The organism is Mycobacterium sp. (genome assembly GCF_050700595.1).
In the GTDB taxonomy this organism is placed as follows: Bacteria; Actinomycetota; Actinomycetes; order Mycobacteriales; family Mycobacteriaceae; genus Mycobacterium.
Genome location: NZ_JBOHHI010000114.1, coordinates 14,576 through 30,187 on the forward strand (window position 1 = coordinate 14,576; position 15,612 = coordinate 30,187).

A 15,612-nucleotide genomic window follows, 5' to 3' on the forward strand; every position below is an offset into this window, starting at 1 on the left:
GTCCCGCTGGGCGGGAAGCGGCGAAGCGCAGCGCAGCCCGGTGTGGTTGCCTGGGGCGCGTGCCGGCCGCGGATCAGCAACACGCTTGGGATCACCAGGTCGACTTCCTGGTCGTCGGCAGCGGCTGCGGCGGTCTGACCGCGGCCCTGACCGCCGACGCCCATGACCTGGACACCCTGATCATCGAGAAGGCCGGCGTCTACGGCGGCAGCACCGCGCTATCGGGCGGCAACATCTGGGTACCGAACAACCCGACGCTCAAACGGGAGGGCGTGACCGATTCCCGGACGGATGTCCGTAGCTATTTGGCCGCTGTCATCGGCGACCGGGTGCCGGCGGCGAACATCGATGCGTTCATCGACAACGGGCCGCTGGCGCTGGAGTTTCTCGAGCGCACCAGCGGTCATCTGCGATTCCAGTGGTGCACCGGCTATTCCGACTATCACCCGGAGGCGCCGGGCGGGCGGGCAGCAGGTCGCACGATCGAGCCGCTGCCCTTCGACCTGAAGAAGCTCGGCGACGACGAGACGTTGCTGCGACCCGCCGCACTGGCCACGCCCGGCGGGCTTTTTGTCACCTCGAAGGAATTCGCGCGACTGAACATGGTGATGCGCACCTGGGCGGGCCGTCGCGCCGCGACGCATACGGTTTGGCGGGCAGTCACCGGTATCCTGCTGCGCCGGCATATGGACACCCTCGGTCGGGCACTGATCGGACGCTTGCGGCTGGCCGCCAAAGACGCTGGTATCCCGTTGTGGCTCAACACTTCCATGCAGTCGCTGATCACCAACGGCACCGGTGCGGTCATCGGGGTTCGTGCCCGGCGCGACGGTACCGGGGTGCGCATCCGGGCGCGTAACGGTGTGCTGCTGGCCACCGGGGGATTCGAGCACAACACCGAGATGCGCAAGCGTTTCCTGCGCGAGGGCGGCAAGGACAACTACAGTGCCGGATCGGTCGACAACACCGGTGACGGCATCACGGCGGGCCAAGCCGTGGGCGGCGCAATTGATTTGATGGATGACGCCTGGTGGATGCCCGCCTTTCAGCGGCCCGACGGCATCATGAGCGTGCTGGTGTCGGAGCGCTCGATTCCCCGTTCGATCATCGTGGACCAGACCGGGAGACGCTTCGCCAACGAGGCGGCCCCGTATGTCACCTTCGTGCACCAGCAGCTCGCCGGCCACCACGATCCGACCTGGTTCGTCTTCGACCGGAAAGCCAAGAACCGCTACCAATTCGGCGGCGTAATGGCCGGGCAGAAATTCCCTGACGACTGGTACGCCACCGGGCTGCTGCACCGCGCAGACAGCCTCGGAAGCCTGGCCGCCGCGATCGGCGTGCCCGCGGTGGCGTTACGCGAAACCGTGGACCGGTTCAACGGATTCGCGCGCGATGGCATAGACCGCGACTTCGGCCGCGGCGAGAGCGCCTACGACAACTACTACGGCGACCCGACGCTGCCGCAGCCGACGATGGACGTCATCGACACCGCGCCCTACTACGCGGCGCGCGTCCAGGCCGGTGACCTGGGCACCAAAGGCGGGCTGGTATACAACGCACACGGTCAGGTGCTGCGCGCCGACGGCACGGTGATCGCGGGCCTGTACGCCACCGGCAACACCTCTGCCGCGGTGATGGGCAACGACTACGCCGGTGCCGGGGCCACCATCGGGCCGGCGATGGTGTTCGGCTTCATCGGAGCTCGGCACGCGGCCGGCGTCTAATGGGACAGTGATGCGGGACAGGAGTGCACGGGAGAGCAGATGAAGCGACTAGAGGGCAACCGGATATTGGTGACCGGCGCCGCGTCGGGAATCGGGCAGGCCACCGTGCTGCGCCTGCTGGCCGAGGGCGCCGCCGTCGTCGCCGCCGATATCGCGAGCCCGGACAAGACCCGCGCCCAGGCCGGGGAGGCTGGCACCGGCGAGCGTCTCACCACGGTGGAAATGAACGTCGGCGACGAGGCGTCGGTAATCGACGGTGTGCGGTCGGCCGTCGACACACTCGGCGGTCTGGATTCGTTGGTCAACGCCGCCGGGATCCTGCGCGCCGCACACACCCATCAGATGAGCAGCGAGCTGTGGGATCAGATCATCGGGGTCAACCTGACCGGGACGTTCTTGGTGGTGCGCGAGGCGTTGCCGACACTGCTGACCAACCCGCGCAGCGCGATCGTGAACTTCAGCTCGACGTCGGCGTCGTTCGCGCATCCCTACATGGCGGCCTACGCGGCCAGCAAGGGCGGCGTCCAGTCGTTCACCCACGCGCTGGCGCTCGAGTACGCAAGGCAAGGACTGCGGGCGGTGTGCGTGGCGCCGGGCAGCATCAAATCCGGAATCACCGACGCCACCGCCGGATACCTTCCGCCGGATTCGGACTGGACGTTGTTGGCGAAGCTGTCGCCGATCATGCCCACCACGCTGGAATCCAGCGGGGCACCGATGGCGAGTCCGGAGTCCGTCGCCGGTGTCATCGCCATGCTGGTGTCCGACGACGGCGCGTTCATCACCGGCACCGAAATCCGCATCGACGGCGGCACCCACGCATGACGGCCGACGTGACCTACGAGGGCACCATCCGTGAAATCGCGACGGAGCCAGGCGTTCTGCGCTATCACGAGGCGGGTGACGGGCCGCCGGTGCTGCTGTTGCACGGATCCGGGCCGGGGGTGACGGGCTGGCGCAATTTTCGCGGCGTGCTGGGCGCGTTCGCCGAATTCTTCCGCTGCCTGATCCTGGAATTCCCCGGGTTCGGGGTCAGCGACGACTTCGGCGGGCATCCGATGATCACCGCGTTCGACGCGGTGAAGCGGTTCGTCGACGCGCTGGGTCTGGACACCGTCGACATCATCGGCAACTCGATGGGCGGCGGTATCGCGCTCAACTTCGCGATCGCCCACCCCGATCGGGTGCGCAAACTGGTGACCATCGGTGGCATCGGCCGCAACGTCTTCAGCCCCGGTCCGGCCGAAGGCATCCGGCTGCTGCAGGAGTTCACCGAGGAGCCCACCCGGGAGCGGCTGATCCGCTGGCTGCAGTCGATGGTGTACGACCCGGTCGTGGTCACCGAGGAGCTGATCGAGGAGCGGTGGAAACATGCCACCGATCCGGCGACGCTGGCCGGTGCGCGCCGGATGTACAGCAGGGAAGCGTTCGATCAGATGACCAAGGCCATGGAGTCGTCCAAGGGTCCGCAGCCGTGGGCGATGATGCACCGGGTCAAGGCGCCCACGCTGATCACCTGGGGCCGTGACGATCGGGTCAGCCCGCTCGACATGGCGCTGATCCCGATGCGCACCATCCCCAACGCCGAACTGCATGTTTTCCCCAACTGCGGGCACTGGACGATGATCGAGGCCAAAGAAGCCTTCGAGAGCGCCGTGCTGGAGTTCCTTCTCCGCCGCGAAAGTGCAACTGGCGACGGGTCTACTCGAGAAATGCGTCGGCAGTTGCACTCTCGCGGCTAGTCGTTAGTTGACGCACGGCACGCCACCGCCGTCGATCGGTACGCCCTGATCGGGGGTTGGTTCGGTGCTGCTGGTGGTGGTGCGCGAACTGTGATAGGAGCCGGCCATCGGTGAAGCCGTCGCGGTCTCGTCTTGGGACGACAAGTAGTCGTCGCCGACGACGACTCGGACGTGGCCGGGGCTCAGCGCGGGATCGGTGCGCTCGGCGGCGTCGACGCCCAGTAGCGCGGCGATTGACTGGGCATCGGTTTTGGCGTCGGTGCCGTAGTCGACGGTTGTGGTGGTCGATTCGCTGTACTTGCGGTCGCGCACCGTACCGGCGGTATAGCCGTGCTTGGCCAGCGTGCGAGACACCTTGGTGGCCAGCCCGGAGGTGGTGCCGGCGTTGACCACGTCGACCACGGTCGAGGGATTCGGTGTGCTGGCCGTCGCGGTGGTGGATCCGGTGGTGCCGAACGCGGCCGCGACCTCGGCCCTGATCGCGGCGGGATCGACGATGTTGACGTCTTGGCCGTTGATGTTCTCGTAGCGCACCACCGGCAGCGTCCGGTACTCGATATCGCCGCCGGCCAGCGCACCCATCCGACGGAACTGGTCCTCGTCCCAGCCCGCCGACAGTACGACGTCCTTCCGCGCCACGGCGACCAGGCTCTTCAGCTTGCCCAGGTCGGTGAACGTGCCCGAGTCCTGGAGTTGGTGCATGACCGACGACAGGAATGCCTGCTGACGGTGGGTGCGGTCCAGATCACCGTTTTCCAGGCCGTGGCGTTGCCGCACGAACGCCAGCGCCTGTTGGGCATCCAGCGTCTGGCGGCCGGCCGGGAAGTCCGCGCCGGAGTACGAGTCGTAGACGGCGTGTTTCAGACACACCTCGACCCCGCCCAGACTTTGGGTGAGGTCGTAGAACCCGGCCAGGTTGACCTCGGCGAAGTAGTCGATCGGGACGCCGGTCAGGTTGCGCACCGTACGTAGGGTCGCCGACCGGCCGGCTTCGCGGCCCTTTGTTTCGAGTTCTTTCTGATCGCTCACGCCGCGATTGATGAGCTTCTGCTCGACGTAGCTCTTGGTGAGCCCGTACGCTTCCTTGATCTTGATGTGGTTGTAGCCCGGGACGCCGCTGAACGCGACGTAGTCGTCGCGGGGGATCGAGAAGGCGGCCACTTTGTTGTCTGCGCCGACATGCACGAGGATCAGCGTGTTGGTGTTGTAGCCGCCGTCCTCGGAGTCACCGGCGTGGAGGTGTTTCAGGACCGCGTAGGGCAGATCGTTGCCGTTTTGGTCTTTCCGCGAGTCCAGCCCGATCAGCAGGATGTTCATTGTGCCGCCACTGGAGTGCGGATCGTCGGAACTCAGCGCCTGCGAAACGGTGATCCCGCCCAGCACACCGTGGGCCATCCACCAGCCCGCTCCCGTCGCGAGCACAGCCAATACCGACACCACTGCCACGCCGCCGCGAGCGATTCGCCGACGGATCTGCCATGGTGTCGGTCTCTGACGACGGTGTTTACCGCCGGATCGGTTGGCTACCACTATCTCGACTCTGCCATGAGCGCCGCGCCCGCCCCCCGACGGCAATTTGCGGCGACAACGTTGAGGACCTGGCCTTCCAGTATGCCGTAACTTACGGTAAGGCCCTTGAAAAAGGGCGTGACCAGGGGGGAGCAACGGCGACCAGACAGGACTGCGACGGCGAGCCGACTGCATTTCGCGGAATTTTCCCGGCCATCAGGCTTTCGGGCGCTACTGTCTGCGATGGGACTGCAAGCACGGCCGGGAGGACAAATGACGACCTATCAGACCGTGGTGGTCGGAACCGACGGCTCGGAGTCGTCGCTGCGTGCGGTCGACCGTGCCGCCGCGATTGCCTCCGAGTCGAATGCGAAGCTGGTCCTTGCGACCGGGTACGTTCCCCACAAGGAGGATGCGCGCGCGGCGGATATCCTCGGCGCGGAGGGCTACAAAGTGCGCGGCAACGCGCCGATCTACGAGATCTTGCACGACGCGCGTGAGCGGGCCAAGGCGGCCGGGGCGAAGAAGATCGACGAGCGGCCGATTGAGGGTGCTCCGGTAGACGCGCTGGTTGACCTCGCCGAGGAGGTTGGGGCCGATCTGCTGGTGGTCGGGCATGTGGGACTGGACGCGCGATCCGCGATCGTCGGGCGGATGTTCTCCATCCCCGGAAGTGTCGCGACCCGGTCCAAGGTCGACGTACTGATCGTTCACACCACCGGCTGAGCGTGGCAGCATGGGTGCGTGACTACGGCGTCGCTTTCCTGGGACGTGGTGCCCGTTGACAAGCCCGACGACCTCAACGTTGTGATCGGGCAGGCGCACTTCATCAAAACGGTCGAAGACCTGCACGAGGCAATGGTCGGGGTGAGCGCATCACTACGCTTCGGGCTGGCCTTCTGCGAGGCGTCCGGCCCGAGGTTGGTTCGTCGCACCGGCAACGATGATACGTTGATCGAACTCGCGACCCGCGCTGCGCTGGCCATCGCAGCCGGGCATTGTTTCGTGATTTTCTTGCGAGAAGGATTCCCGGTGAACATCCTCAACCCGGTGAAGGCGGTGCCCGAAGTCTGCACGATCTACTGCGCCACAGCGAATCCGGTCGACGTTGTCGTCGCGGTGACTCCGCGTGGCCGCGGCATCGTGGGCGTTATCGACGGCGAGACTCCGGCCGGCGTAGAGACCGATCGTGACGTGTCCGAGCGGCGAGAACTGTTGCGCTCCATCGGCTACAAACTCTGACGCGGGGAAGTGAGTGAGCCAGTTCGACCTTCCGGACGTTGACACCCTGCGCGCCCGTCAGAAGCTTGTCCTCGACCACTTCCATGACGAGGTCGTCCAACGGTGGGACGACGTGCTGTCCACCTTCCCGCACCCGCACTACGAGCTGATTCCCACACTCACCGTGCATGACGGCGATACCGAGGTACGCCGCTACTACCACGACACCCGCGTGGCGTTTCCCGACCAGAACCACGAGATCATCGCACTGCGGCACAGCACCGACGCCGTCATCGTCGAGTTCTGGTTGCTGGGTACCCACCGCGGCCCGCTCGGTGGCCTGCCGCCCACCGGGCAGCGGTTCCGGGTGCGGATGACCGCATACTTCATCTTCGACGCCGACGAGAACCTGGTGTGCGAACGCATCTACTTCGACAGCTTGACCATGCTCAAACAACTCCTCGGCGGCCTGAACTTCAAAGACCCCCGTTCGTGGCCCAAGCTCATCCGGGCGTTGCGCGGCATCGCCGCCATGTCCGGCGACCCGGACCCCGGGCTGCTGAACACCAGGCCACCGGACCTGAGCTTTTGATGCGCTCGTAATTAGGGCCGAATGGGCATCCAGCGACAACGGGCACGCCAAACTTTTACCAATGTCCCCCGACCGGCTCGCACCGTGAGCCGCACCAAGTAAAACCTGCTAGCAATTCAACCCAGTCGCCTACTGGGCAGACCTACACCACCTAGCAGGTGACAGGGCCTCCGCAAGTGACAACGAACGATCCCGAGGGGATCGGCGTTACACACTCCGCCATCGTGGGCGCGGCGAGGGCGAGGATCAGGGCGAGAAGGACTTTGTATTTGAGACCAGACATGACCACTCCGTCCGTCAGGGACGGGGTCATGTTACGCCGCGGAACTGCGGAAAGCCATGGTATTGGACAGAAGTCGAACAACTATTCCGCCCGTTTGGTATCACCTGTCACTGAGCCACCATTTGCGCCAATCTCGGGTGTAGTTCTGCTGACACGAGCGCGGTAGTTATGCGAGTACAACAACGTCTGACTAAAGGCACTGAATGCCAAATTCAATGGGACTTAGGCCCGCTGTTACCACAACTTTAACGGCCGTATCGGGCCCACCCAATGGCCTCTGAACTCGGGAGGTGACAATTTCCCATATGGCGGCAGCAAACGGATCAATTTGGAATGACTCCACACCGCCTCGGGCTGGTCGAAGATCCGCATGCCCGAGCAGCACGACGACCGCAGGTACGGTCAGGGTTCCAGCAGGACCTTGACCGACCGCCGTTGATCCATCGCCGCGTAGGCCTCGGAAACCTGGTCAAGGGGCATGGTCGTGTCGAATACCAGACCGGGTTCGATGGCGCTGGACAGTACGTCCGGAAGCAGTTCGTCGATGTAGGGGCGCACCGGTGCCATGCCGCCGGCCACCCGGACATTGTTTTTGAACAGCACCGGCATCGGCAGTTCGGGTGCACCGGCGGGCACCCCGACGAATCCGAGTTGGCCGCCGGGGCGAACCGAACCGAGCGCCTGGCGCATGGATTGCGCTGTCCCGACGCATTCCAGGACCGAGTCGGCCCCGATGCCACCCAACAGTTCCCGCACCGCCGCGATCCCCTCCTCGCCGCGCTCGATCACGATATCGGTGGCACCGAACATCCGGGCAAGACGTTGTCGGTCGTCGTGACGAGACATCGCGATGATCCGGCCGGCGCCAAGCCTTTTGGATGCCAGCACCGCGCACAGCCCGACCGCGCCGTCGCCGACGACCACCACCGTGCAGCCCTCGCGCACGCCACCGGACCGCGCGGCGTGATGGCCGGTGCCCAGCACATCGGTGAGGGTCAGCAGGTGCGAATACAGGGCGGTGTCCGGCATCTCGGGCACCTTGACCAGGGTGCCGTCGGCGAACGGGACCCGGACGTACTCGCCCTGGGCGCCGTCGAGCAGTTGCCCGGTTGCGCTGGTGTGGCCCCAGAACCCGAAGTTCACACATGAGGTGGTGATTCCGTTTCGGCAGTGCACGCAGCTGCCGTCGCTGTCGGTGAACGGAGAAATGACGAAGTCCCCGACGCGCACGGTGCCGACCTCGGCGCCGGTGTCTTCGACGACGCCGATGAACTCATGTCCGATCGGGTGCGGCGCGGTGGTCGGCTGAACACCGCGGTACGCCCACAGGTCCGAACCACATACGCAGCTGCGCACCACCCGGACCACCGCATCGCCCGATGACTGGATCTGCGGATCGGGTCGCTCCTCGAAGCGGATGTCGCCGGGTGCGTGGATGACCGTTGCCCGCATGTCTCATCTTCCCGATCGACGACGGAATCAGCCAGCAGCATGATTTCGGTTTCCACCCTGCCACGTTTCCAGATCGGATCCGCAGACTTTGCGCCGAAGTGGAGCGTTGGGCTGCCGCTGCGAGAAAGATTGGGTTTCGGCGCGGCGAAGGGAGGCACAACCGTGACTCAGCCGGACCGAGACCAGCAACTGGCCGACCGCATCGATCACCTGTTCGCCACCGACCCGCAGTTTCGGGCCGCGACACCCTCCGCGGAGGTCACCGATGCCGCACACCGGCCCGGGCTGCGGCTGTGGCAGGTCATCGAGGAATTTCTCAACGGCTACGCCGACCGGCCGGCGCTGGGGCAGCGTGCCCGCGAGGTGACACACGACGCGGCCACCGGGCGCGCGGCCACCACCCTGCTGTCGGGCTTTGACACCATCACCTACCGCCGGTTGGCTGACAACGTCGCGGCTTTGGCCAGTGTCTGGCGGACAAGTCTTCCCGGTGGATTTCATCCCGGCGACTTCGTGGCAGTCCTGGGCTTCACCAGCACCGGCTACGCGATAATCACCCTGGCATGCGCCCGGTTGGGCGCGGTGTTCGTGCCGCTGCAGACGAGTTCTTCGGTTGGCCAGCTGGCGCCGATCGTGGCCGAGACGGAGCCGCGGATCTTCGCCGCCGGCATCGAACAGCTCGATACCGCCGTCGATGTGGTGCTGAACGCACCCTCGGTGCAGCGGTTGGTGGTCTTCGACCACCTCGGCGGCGACGACGAACAGCGGGAACAGTACGAGTCCGCGGTTGACCGGTTGGCCGCTGCGGGACGCAAGGTCGATGTGGTGCCCCTGTTGGAGGAATTGGACACCGGACGCGGGCTGCCGGTGGCACCGCCGTTTATCCCCGCGGCGGGTGAAGACCCGCTGGCCACGCTGATCTACACATCGGGCAGCACCGGCACCCCCAAGGGCGCGATGTACACCACCGATCTGATCGCACGCTTGTGGCTGCGCCCGCACGGCCCGTCGAAGGACATCGGCAGGCAGATTCCGGCCATCCACCTGCAGTACATGCCGCTGTCCCACGTGTATGGGCTGAATTGGCTGATCGCCACGCTCAGCGCCGGCGGCATCGGATACTTCGCCGCCAAGAGCGACATGTCGACCCTGTTCGACGACATCGAGCTGGTTCGACCGACCGCGTTGAACCTGGTTCCGCGGGTGTGCGACATGATCCATCGGCACTATCGCAAGGAACTGGGCCAGCGACCGTCCGACGATTCCACCTCGGATGAGCTGGCCGAAGCGGTGAAAACCGAACTGCGCGAAGACTTTCTCGGCGGACGGGTGATCTCGGCGATGTGCGGCAGCGCACCGCTGTCGAAAGAGATGCATGCGTTCATGGACTCCCTGCTCGACACACCGGTCAGCGACGGGTACGGCTCAACCGAGAACGGCGGCGGAATCATGCGCAACGGGATGCTGCTGCGTCCGCCGGTGACCGACTACAAGCTCGTCGACGTCCCCGAACTGGAGTACTTGACCACCGACAAGCCGTATCCGCGTGGTGAGCTCTACCTCAAGGCAACCAGCCTGATCCTGGGCTATTACAAGCATCCCGAACTGACGGCTGAGATCTTCGATCAGGACGGCTTCTACAAGACCGGCGACATCATGGCCGAGATCGCCCCCGATCACCTGAGGTACCTCGACCGCAGCAACAACGTCATCAAACTCTCGCAAGGCGAGTTCGTGCCGGTGGCCCAACTGGAAGCCACCTACTCGGCCAGCCCGTACATCCGCCAGGTTTTCCTCTACGGCAACAGCGAACAGCCGTTCCTGCTCGCGGTGGTCGTGCCGAACGCCGACGCCGTCGACCGCGCTTCCCGAGGGGACGCTCGTGCGCTGGTCGCGGGCTCGCTGCAGCAGATCGCCGCCGACGCACGCCTGAACGCTTACGAGATTCCGCGCGACTTCCTGCTGGAACCAAAACCTTTCACCCGCGCCAACGGAATGTTGTCCGGGGTCGGCAAGCTGCTGCGCCCAGCCCTCAAGGCGCACTACGGTGAACGCCTGGACGCGATGTACGCCGAAATCGGTGCGGGTCAAGACAACCAGATCGAACAGTTGCGTACCGCCAGTCGCGAGCTGGCCACCATCGATACCGTCCGGCGCGCTGCCGCGGTGACCCTCGGTCTGGAGCCGACGGGCGGGGCTTTCCCCGCTGACGCCAAATTCATTGACCTCGGCGGTGATTCGTTGTCTGCGTTCTCGTTCGCCACGCTGTTGGAGCAGATCTTCAATATCGAGGTGCCGGTGCAGACGATTGTCAGCCCGACTGCGACCCTGGCCACCATCGCCGCTCACGTTGACGGCGAACGACATTCGGCGACGACGCGGCCCACCTTCGCTTCGGTGCACGGCCGCGACGCCACCGCCGCGCGGGCGGCCGACCTGACCCTGGACAAGTTCATCGACACCAACACGCTGGCCGCGGCGCGGGGCCTGGCTGTGACTGCGGGCGGCGTGCACACCGTCTTGATGACCGGCGCCAATGGGTATCTCGGCCGCTTCTTGTGCCTGGATTGGCTCGAGCGGTTCGCCGCAACCGGTGGCACGCTGATCTGCTTGGCTCGCGGCGCCGACTCGACCGCCGCACGGCAACGCATCGACGCCGCAATCGATAGCGGCGACGCCGAGTTGTCGGCCCGGTTTCGCGCCCTGGCCGATAAGCATCTCGAGGTCCTCGTCGGCGACGTCGGCGCCGCGAACCTGGGTGTCGACACGCCCACCTGGAACCGGCTTGCCGAGTCGGTGGATCTGATCGTGCATTCGGCGGCGATGGTCAACCACGTGCTGCCCTATGCTCAACTGTTCGGCCCCAATGCGCTCGGGACCGCCGAGATCATCAAACTGGCAATCACCCGGCGACTCAAGCCGGTCAACTACGTCTCGACGGTGGCGGTGACCCCGCTGCCCGACGGCAGCTTCGTCGGCGAGGACGTGGATGTGCGGGTGGTCAGTCCATCTCGGTCGCTGAGCGATTCGTACGCCGGGGGCTACGCCACCAGCAAATGGGCCGGTGAGGTGCTGCTGGCCGAGGCACACGACCTTTGTGGCCTGCCGGTGGCCGTGTTCCGCTCGGGCATGATCTTGGCGCACAGCCGCTACACCGGCCAGGTCAATGTGACCGACATGTTCACCCGGCTGATCCTCAGCGTGGTGGCCACCGGGATTGCGCCCCGATCCTTTTATCTGCTGGATGCGGACGGCAACCGGCAGCGTGCCCACTACGACGGATTGCCGGCCGACTTCACCTCCGAAGCAATCACCACGCTCGGCGGGCGTATCGCCGGCACCACTGGTGGATATCACACCTATAACGTGCTCAACACTCACGATGACGGCATTTCCCTGGACACGTTCGTCGACTGGCTCATCGCTAACGGCCAGCGGATCGAGAGGATCGACGACTACGGCCAGTGGCTCAACAGGTTTGAGGCGGCGATGAAGGCGCTGCCCGAAAACCAGCGCAAGGACTCTGTGCTGCCGTTGCTGAACGCCTATGCGCAGCCAGCGCCCCCGATGCCGACAACCAGGATGCCTGCCGAGAAGTTTCGCGCTGCGGTGCGATCCGCAGGCATCGGCAGCGACAACGACGTGCCGCACCTGAACGAGGCATTGATCAACAAGTACGTCGCCGATCTGCAACAGCTGGGTCTGCTCGCATCTCCTGCCGGCGCCCATGTGGCCTGACCGAACACCGCGGCCGCGGTGGTCGACGACGCCCGATCTCGACGAAGTACGTCTATAATACGTACATGCCCGAGACTCTGACTGGTCGCCTTAACTTCCGCCTGTCTCCTGAACAGGAGCAGGCCCTTCGCCACGCGGCGGCGCTCAGCGGTCAGAGCCTGTCGGGGTTCGTGTTGTCCGTAGCGGTCAACCATGCCCACGATCTCTTGGCCCGGGCGAACCGGATCGAGCTGTCCGAGGCCGCGTTCCGCCGCTTCGTCGCCGCGCTCGACGAGCCCGCTGAGGCGGCTCCCGACTTGGTGCGCCTCGCCAAACGGAAGAGCCGCATTCCCGCCCGATGAGCGCCCCCGCGCTCAGCCCCGTCGACCTGCTGGACCCAAGCCGGCACGTCACGGCGGGCTTCCTCAGCGGCGTTGACGTTCTCGACGACTGGCTGCACCGCGTCGCGCCCGTCGCCGCGGCGGCCGGCACCGCCGCTACATGGGTGCTCTGTCGGGGCCGCCGTGTCGTCGGGTACTACGCGCTGGCCATGGGGAGCATCGAGCGGGCCCGGTCGCCATCGCGGCTGGGTCGGGGCCAACCCGACCCGGTCCCCGTGCTCCTGCTCGCCCGCCTGGCGCTCGACCTGCAGGAGCAGGGCACCGGTCTCGGTGGCGATCTCCTCCTGGACGCCCTCATCCGATCCGTGGCCGGCGCCCGGCATTATGGCGCCCGGGCTCTGGTCGTCGACGCCATCGATGGCCGCGTCGTCGAGTTCTACCGTCACCACGGCTTCCAGCCACTCGAGGGCCGACGCCTCTACCGGCGGATCAGCGACATCGAGCGGGCGCTGAGAGCATGACGAGTCATGCGGGCGCACACTCAATGTTTGAGCTATAGCGCACAACCGTTGACGTGCCGTCGACAAAACGTTGCGGCTGAGTCTAACTCGCGAGTCCCGAGCTGGAACGCACAGTACCGTGATGTCATGGGTTACGAGAACATAGTGGTCACCCACAGCGGTGACTTCGCGACGATCACGATGGACAGGCCGGAGCAGCGCAATGCCCTCTCGCTCGACCATATCCGCGAACTGCTCGCGGCGTTCCGTGACGTGGGGGAGAGTGACGCGTTGGGTGTGGTGCTGGCCGGTAACGGACCTGTATTCAGCGCCGGGCATGACTTCGCGGACATGATGGGCAGCGATCATGCCAGCATGCGGCAGCTGCTGGTCGTCTGCACCGACCTGATGACCACCATGCAGCAGATCCCGCAACCGGTGGTCGCCCGGGTCCACGGCTTGGCCACCGCGGCGGGCTGCCAGTTGGTGGCCAGCGCCGATCTCGCGGTCGCCGCCGACACCGCCGGCTTTGCCGCCCCGGGCGGGCGGGGTGGGATGTTCTGCCATACCCCGATGGTCGCCATTGCCCGCAACATCGGCCGGAAGCGGGCGGCTGAGCTGGCGCTGTCCGGGGACACGATAGACGCCGCTACCGCACTGGACTGGGGCCTGGTCAACAAGGTGGTGCCGATCGAGCAGCTCGATAGTGCGGTCCAGGACCTGCTGGAGCGGGTCACCCGCGGCAGCCCGGAGAGCAAGGGCCTGGGCAAGCAGACGTTGTATGCGCAGATCGACCTCGACCAGCCGAAGGCCTACGCGCACGCGATCGAGGTTATGGCGGCGGCGAGTCAGCTGCCCGATGCCCAAGAGGGGATAAGGGCGTTTATGGAAAAGCGCAAGCCGATGTACAGGACGGGTCGGTGAGTGCACGAACGTGTTCCGCGGCCACGCGTGATTGCCTGGAGCGTTTCAATGTGTGCGCCGCAATGGGCGGAGGCTATCGTCGCGGCTGCGCCCGGCGCACGACTAGAGGTGTGGTTTGACTTCGTTGTACTGGGGGTCGCATGAAGGGAGAAATCATGGTTGTCGCGGTCGTCGACGCGGGACCCCGGCAGGTCAGCCGGTCGGTTGAGGTGGCCGCGCCAGCGGCCGAATTGTTCGCGATGGCTGCCGATCCCACGCGTCATCGCGAACTGGACGGATCGGGAACAGTTCGCGACAACATCAAGGCACCGGCGAACCTCGCCGTCGGGTCGAAGTTTTCGACGAATATGAAGATGTTCGGCATGCCGTACCACATCACCAGCACCGTAACCGCCTTGCAGCCAGACGAATTGGTTGAGTGGCGCCATCCGGAGGGTCATCGCTGGCGATGGGAATTCGAGTCGCTCTCGCCGACCCTGACCCGGGTCACCGAGACGTTCGACTATCAGAATGCCGGTGCGTTCAAATTGAAGTTCTACGAGTTGACACGCGCTATGAAAACCAATGCGGCGGGCATCGAGGCGACACTGGTCAAGCTGCACGACCGCTATGCCGCGAAGTAGGTCACGATGGCTCGTCCGCGTTCCATAGGATCGCAACAGAGACACGTGTGAGAGGCCGAAGTGCCGATTTCCGCTGCCGCCGTGACGGGGAATTGAGTTGCCGGCAAATGACGAAAAGAATGCGATCTTGATTGTCCTCAAATCGCGAAATAGCATCGTGAGCTTCGCTGGAGCCTCCTGTCAGGATTGAATTGACGACCGCTCGCTTACCAAGCGAGCCTTCCGCGAGCTTCCGCCCGACAGGACGACACCGACCGCGCCGGCTCGCACCTCCGCCGGCTCGGGTCGGCGCGCAGCTCCGCCGGCATCACCCCGTCGTAGAATCGTCATGGTTCATCGAGCCGGCCCCGGCCGCGTTAGCTCAGTTGGTAGAGCGTCGCCCTTGTAAGGCGAATGGCGAGAGTTCGAGTCTCTCACGCGGCTCCATTCCTGTCGGCACTGAGGGATAGTGTCGTCTTATGTCAATGACCTGTCTCGGGTGCGGAGTCGATTTCGAAGGCCGTCGGCTAAAGGTGTTCTGCACCAATGCATGCGCTGTGCGATCTGCGGCATCGAGGGCAAGTGGAACCGCATGACCCTGGCGCTGATCGTCGACCACATCAATGGAGACGCAAACAATAATCGTCGTGAGAATCTGCGGCTGATCTGTCCCAACTGTGACAGCCAGCTGCCGACGTACAAGGCGAGGAATCGCGGTAGCGGTCGCCACTACCGGCGACAGCGGTACGCCGACGGCCAGTCCTACTGACGCTCCAGCCACCTGAGCATCCAACTAACGTTCGACCCGCTCGCTTACCAAGGCGAGTGCTCTACCACTGAGCTAAGGAGGCCGGTCGTACCGGTGCCAGCCTAAACCTCGATCCACGGATGAATTGACGGTGGTTCGGGTGTCGGTATGAGGAAAGTGCCTTCTGAGCTGGGATGATTGGAGTTTCCACACAACAATCTGACCCGACGAGAAAGGCACTTCCGGTGCAAGTG

The 15,612-nt window shown here is 65.1% G+C and carries 14 protein-coding genes, 1 tRNA gene and 1 pseudogene; 13 read left to right on the forward strand and 3 right to left on the reverse strand.

Going from position 1 to position 15,612, the window contains the following annotated elements:
• Positions 1-59: 59 nt before the first annotated feature.
• Genes ACRDTL_RS11300 through ACRDTL_RS11310 form a run of 3 tightly spaced genes read left to right on the forward strand, consistent with a single transcriptional unit; the run spans position 60 to position 3,469 of the window.
• On the forward strand, positions 60-1,727 hold the full coding sequence (locus tag ACRDTL_RS11300) for an FAD-binding protein (RefSeq protein ID WP_431506797.1): 1,668 nt from the start codon (positions 60-62) through the stop codon (positions 1,725-1,727).
• A 39-nt stretch (positions 1,728-1,766) separates the two neighbouring features.
• A complete protein-coding gene (locus tag ACRDTL_RS11305; RefSeq protein ID WP_431506798.1) occupies positions 1,767-2,552 on the forward strand; it encodes an SDR family NAD(P)-dependent oxidoreductase in 786 nt (261 codons plus the stop codon).
• A complete protein-coding gene (locus tag ACRDTL_RS11310; RefSeq protein ID WP_431506799.1) occupies positions 2,549-3,469 on the forward strand; it encodes an alpha/beta fold hydrolase in 921 nt (306 codons plus the stop codon). Before ACRDTL_RS11305 ends, ACRDTL_RS11310 begins: the two co-directional genes overlap by 4 nt.
• 3 nt (positions 3,470-3,472) lie before the next feature.
• Here ACRDTL_RS11310 and ACRDTL_RS11315 read toward each other — a convergent pair whose 3' ends face one another.
• Positions 3,473-4,999 (reverse strand): LCP family protein, encoded by a 1,527-nt coding sequence (locus ACRDTL_RS11315; protein WP_431506800.1) that lies wholly within the window; start codon positions 4,997-4,999, stop codon positions 3,473-3,475.
• A gap of 252 nt (positions 5,000-5,251) precedes the next feature.
• On the opposite strand from ACRDTL_RS11315, the gene ACRDTL_RS11320 reads away from it, so the two are divergent.
• The 3 genes from ACRDTL_RS11320 to ACRDTL_RS11330 are packed head-to-tail and all read left to right on the forward strand — an operon-like array spanning position 5,252 to position 6,791.
• Positions 5,252-5,704 carry a universal stress protein gene (locus ACRDTL_RS11320; RefSeq protein ID WP_431506801.1) on the forward strand — a complete coding sequence of 151 codons (453 nt, stop codon included), beginning with the start codon at positions 5,252-5,254 and terminating at the stop codon, positions 5,702-5,704.
• An 18-nt stretch (positions 5,705-5,722) separates the two neighbouring features.
• Positions 5,723-6,220: an adenosine-specific kinase gene (locus tag ACRDTL_RS11325; protein ID WP_431506802.1), complete on the forward strand. Its 498-nt coding sequence runs from the start codon at positions 5,723-5,725 to the stop codon at positions 6,218-6,220.
• 13 nt (positions 6,221-6,233) lie between these two features.
• A complete protein-coding gene (locus tag ACRDTL_RS11330) occupies positions 6,234-6,791 on the forward strand; it encodes an ester cyclase (protein WP_431506803.1) in 558 nt (185 codons plus the stop codon).
• 151 nt (positions 6,792-6,942) lie between these two features.
• Here the strand turns inward: ACRDTL_RS11330 and ACRDTL_RS11335 are convergent, their stop codons facing one another.
• Together ACRDTL_RS11335 and ACRDTL_RS11340 are read right to left on the reverse strand one after the other, a co-directional pair.
• Complete coding sequence (locus ACRDTL_RS11335) at positions 6,943-7,155, reverse strand: hypothetical protein (RefSeq protein WP_431506804.1); 213 nt, start codon at positions 7,153-7,155, stop codon at positions 6,943-6,945.
• A gap of 321 nt (positions 7,156-7,476) precedes the next feature.
• Positions 7,477-8,526, reverse strand: coding sequence for a zinc-dependent alcohol dehydrogenase family protein (locus ACRDTL_RS11340; RefSeq protein ID WP_431506805.1), 1,050 nt, complete (start codon positions 8,524-8,526; stop codon positions 7,477-7,479).
• Between the two features lie 162 nt (positions 8,527-8,688).
• On the opposite strand from ACRDTL_RS11340, the gene car reads away from it, so the two are divergent.
• The 7 genes and pseudogenes from car to ACRDTL_RS11375 all read left to right on the forward strand — a co-directional run.
• Complete coding sequence (car, locus tag ACRDTL_RS11345) at positions 8,689-12,264, forward strand: carboxylic acid reductase (RefSeq protein WP_431506806.1); 3,576 nt, start codon at positions 8,689-8,691, stop codon at positions 12,262-12,264.
• 65 nt (positions 12,265-12,329) lie between these two features.
• The gene (locus tag ACRDTL_RS11350; RefSeq protein WP_431506807.1) at positions 12,330-12,605 is read left to right on the forward strand and encodes a DUF1778 domain-containing protein; all 276 of its coding nucleotides are present in this window, start codon (positions 12,330-12,332) and stop codon (positions 12,603-12,605) included.
• Positions 12,602-13,105, forward strand: a complete 504-nt coding sequence (locus ACRDTL_RS11355) for a histone acetyltransferase (protein WP_431506808.1) — start codon at positions 12,602-12,604, stop codon at positions 13,103-13,105. The genes ACRDTL_RS11350 and ACRDTL_RS11355 overlap by 4 nt, the downstream gene beginning before the upstream one ends.
• A 126-nt stretch (positions 13,106-13,231) precedes the next feature.
• Positions 13,232-14,008: an enoyl-CoA hydratase-related protein gene (locus ACRDTL_RS11360; protein WP_431506809.1), complete on the forward strand. Its 777-nt coding sequence runs from the start codon at positions 13,232-13,234 to the stop codon at positions 14,006-14,008.
• A 155-nt stretch (positions 14,009-14,163) separates the two neighbouring features.
• The gene (locus tag ACRDTL_RS11365; RefSeq protein WP_431506810.1) at positions 14,164-14,631 is read left to right on the forward strand and encodes an SRPBCC family protein; all 468 of its coding nucleotides are present in this window, start codon (positions 14,164-14,166) and stop codon (positions 14,629-14,631) included.
• 350 nt (positions 14,632-14,981) lie between these two features.
• Positions 14,982-15,057 (forward strand) — tRNA-Thr (locus ACRDTL_RS11370).
• Between the two features lie 109 nt (positions 15,058-15,166).
• Positions 15,167-15,379, forward strand: a pseudogene (locus ACRDTL_RS11375) (HNH endonuclease); the annotation flags it as partial.
• Positions 15,380-15,612: the final 233 nt, after the last annotated feature.

What these genes read in the sequence shown, in the direction of transcription:
- ACRDTL_RS11320 (WP_431506801.1), top strand. Translation starts at nt 5,252, where the DNA reads ATGACGACCTATCAGACCGTGGTGGTCGGAACCGACGGCTCGGAGTCG.
- ACRDTL_RS11305 (WP_431506798.1), top strand. Translation starts at nt 1,767, where the DNA reads ATGAAGCGACTAGAGGGCAACCGGATATTGGTGACCGGCGCCGCGTCG.
- ACRDTL_RS11350 (WP_431506807.1), top strand. Translation starts at nt 12,330, where the DNA reads ATGCCCGAGACTCTGACTGGTCGCCTTAACTTCCGCCTGTCTCCTGAA.
- ACRDTL_RS11365 (WP_431506810.1), top strand. Translation starts at nt 14,164, where the DNA reads ATGGTTGTCGCGGTCGTCGACGCGGGACCCCGGCAGGTCAGCCGGTCG.
- ACRDTL_RS11355 (WP_431506808.1), top strand. Translation starts at nt 12,602, where the DNA reads ATGAGCGCCCCCGCGCTCAGCCCCGTCGACCTGCTGGACCCAAGCCGG.
- ACRDTL_RS11360 (WP_431506809.1), top strand. Translation starts at nt 13,232, where the DNA reads ATGGGTTACGAGAACATAGTGGTCACCCACAGCGGTGACTTCGCGACG.
- ACRDTL_RS11340 (WP_431506805.1), bottom strand. Translation starts at nt 8,526, where the DNA reads ATGCGGGCAACGGTCATCCACGCACCCGGCGACATCCGCTTCGAGGAG.
- ACRDTL_RS11310 (WP_431506799.1), top strand. Translation starts at nt 2,549, where the DNA reads ATGACGGCCGACGTGACCTACGAGGGCACCATCCGTGAAATCGCGACG.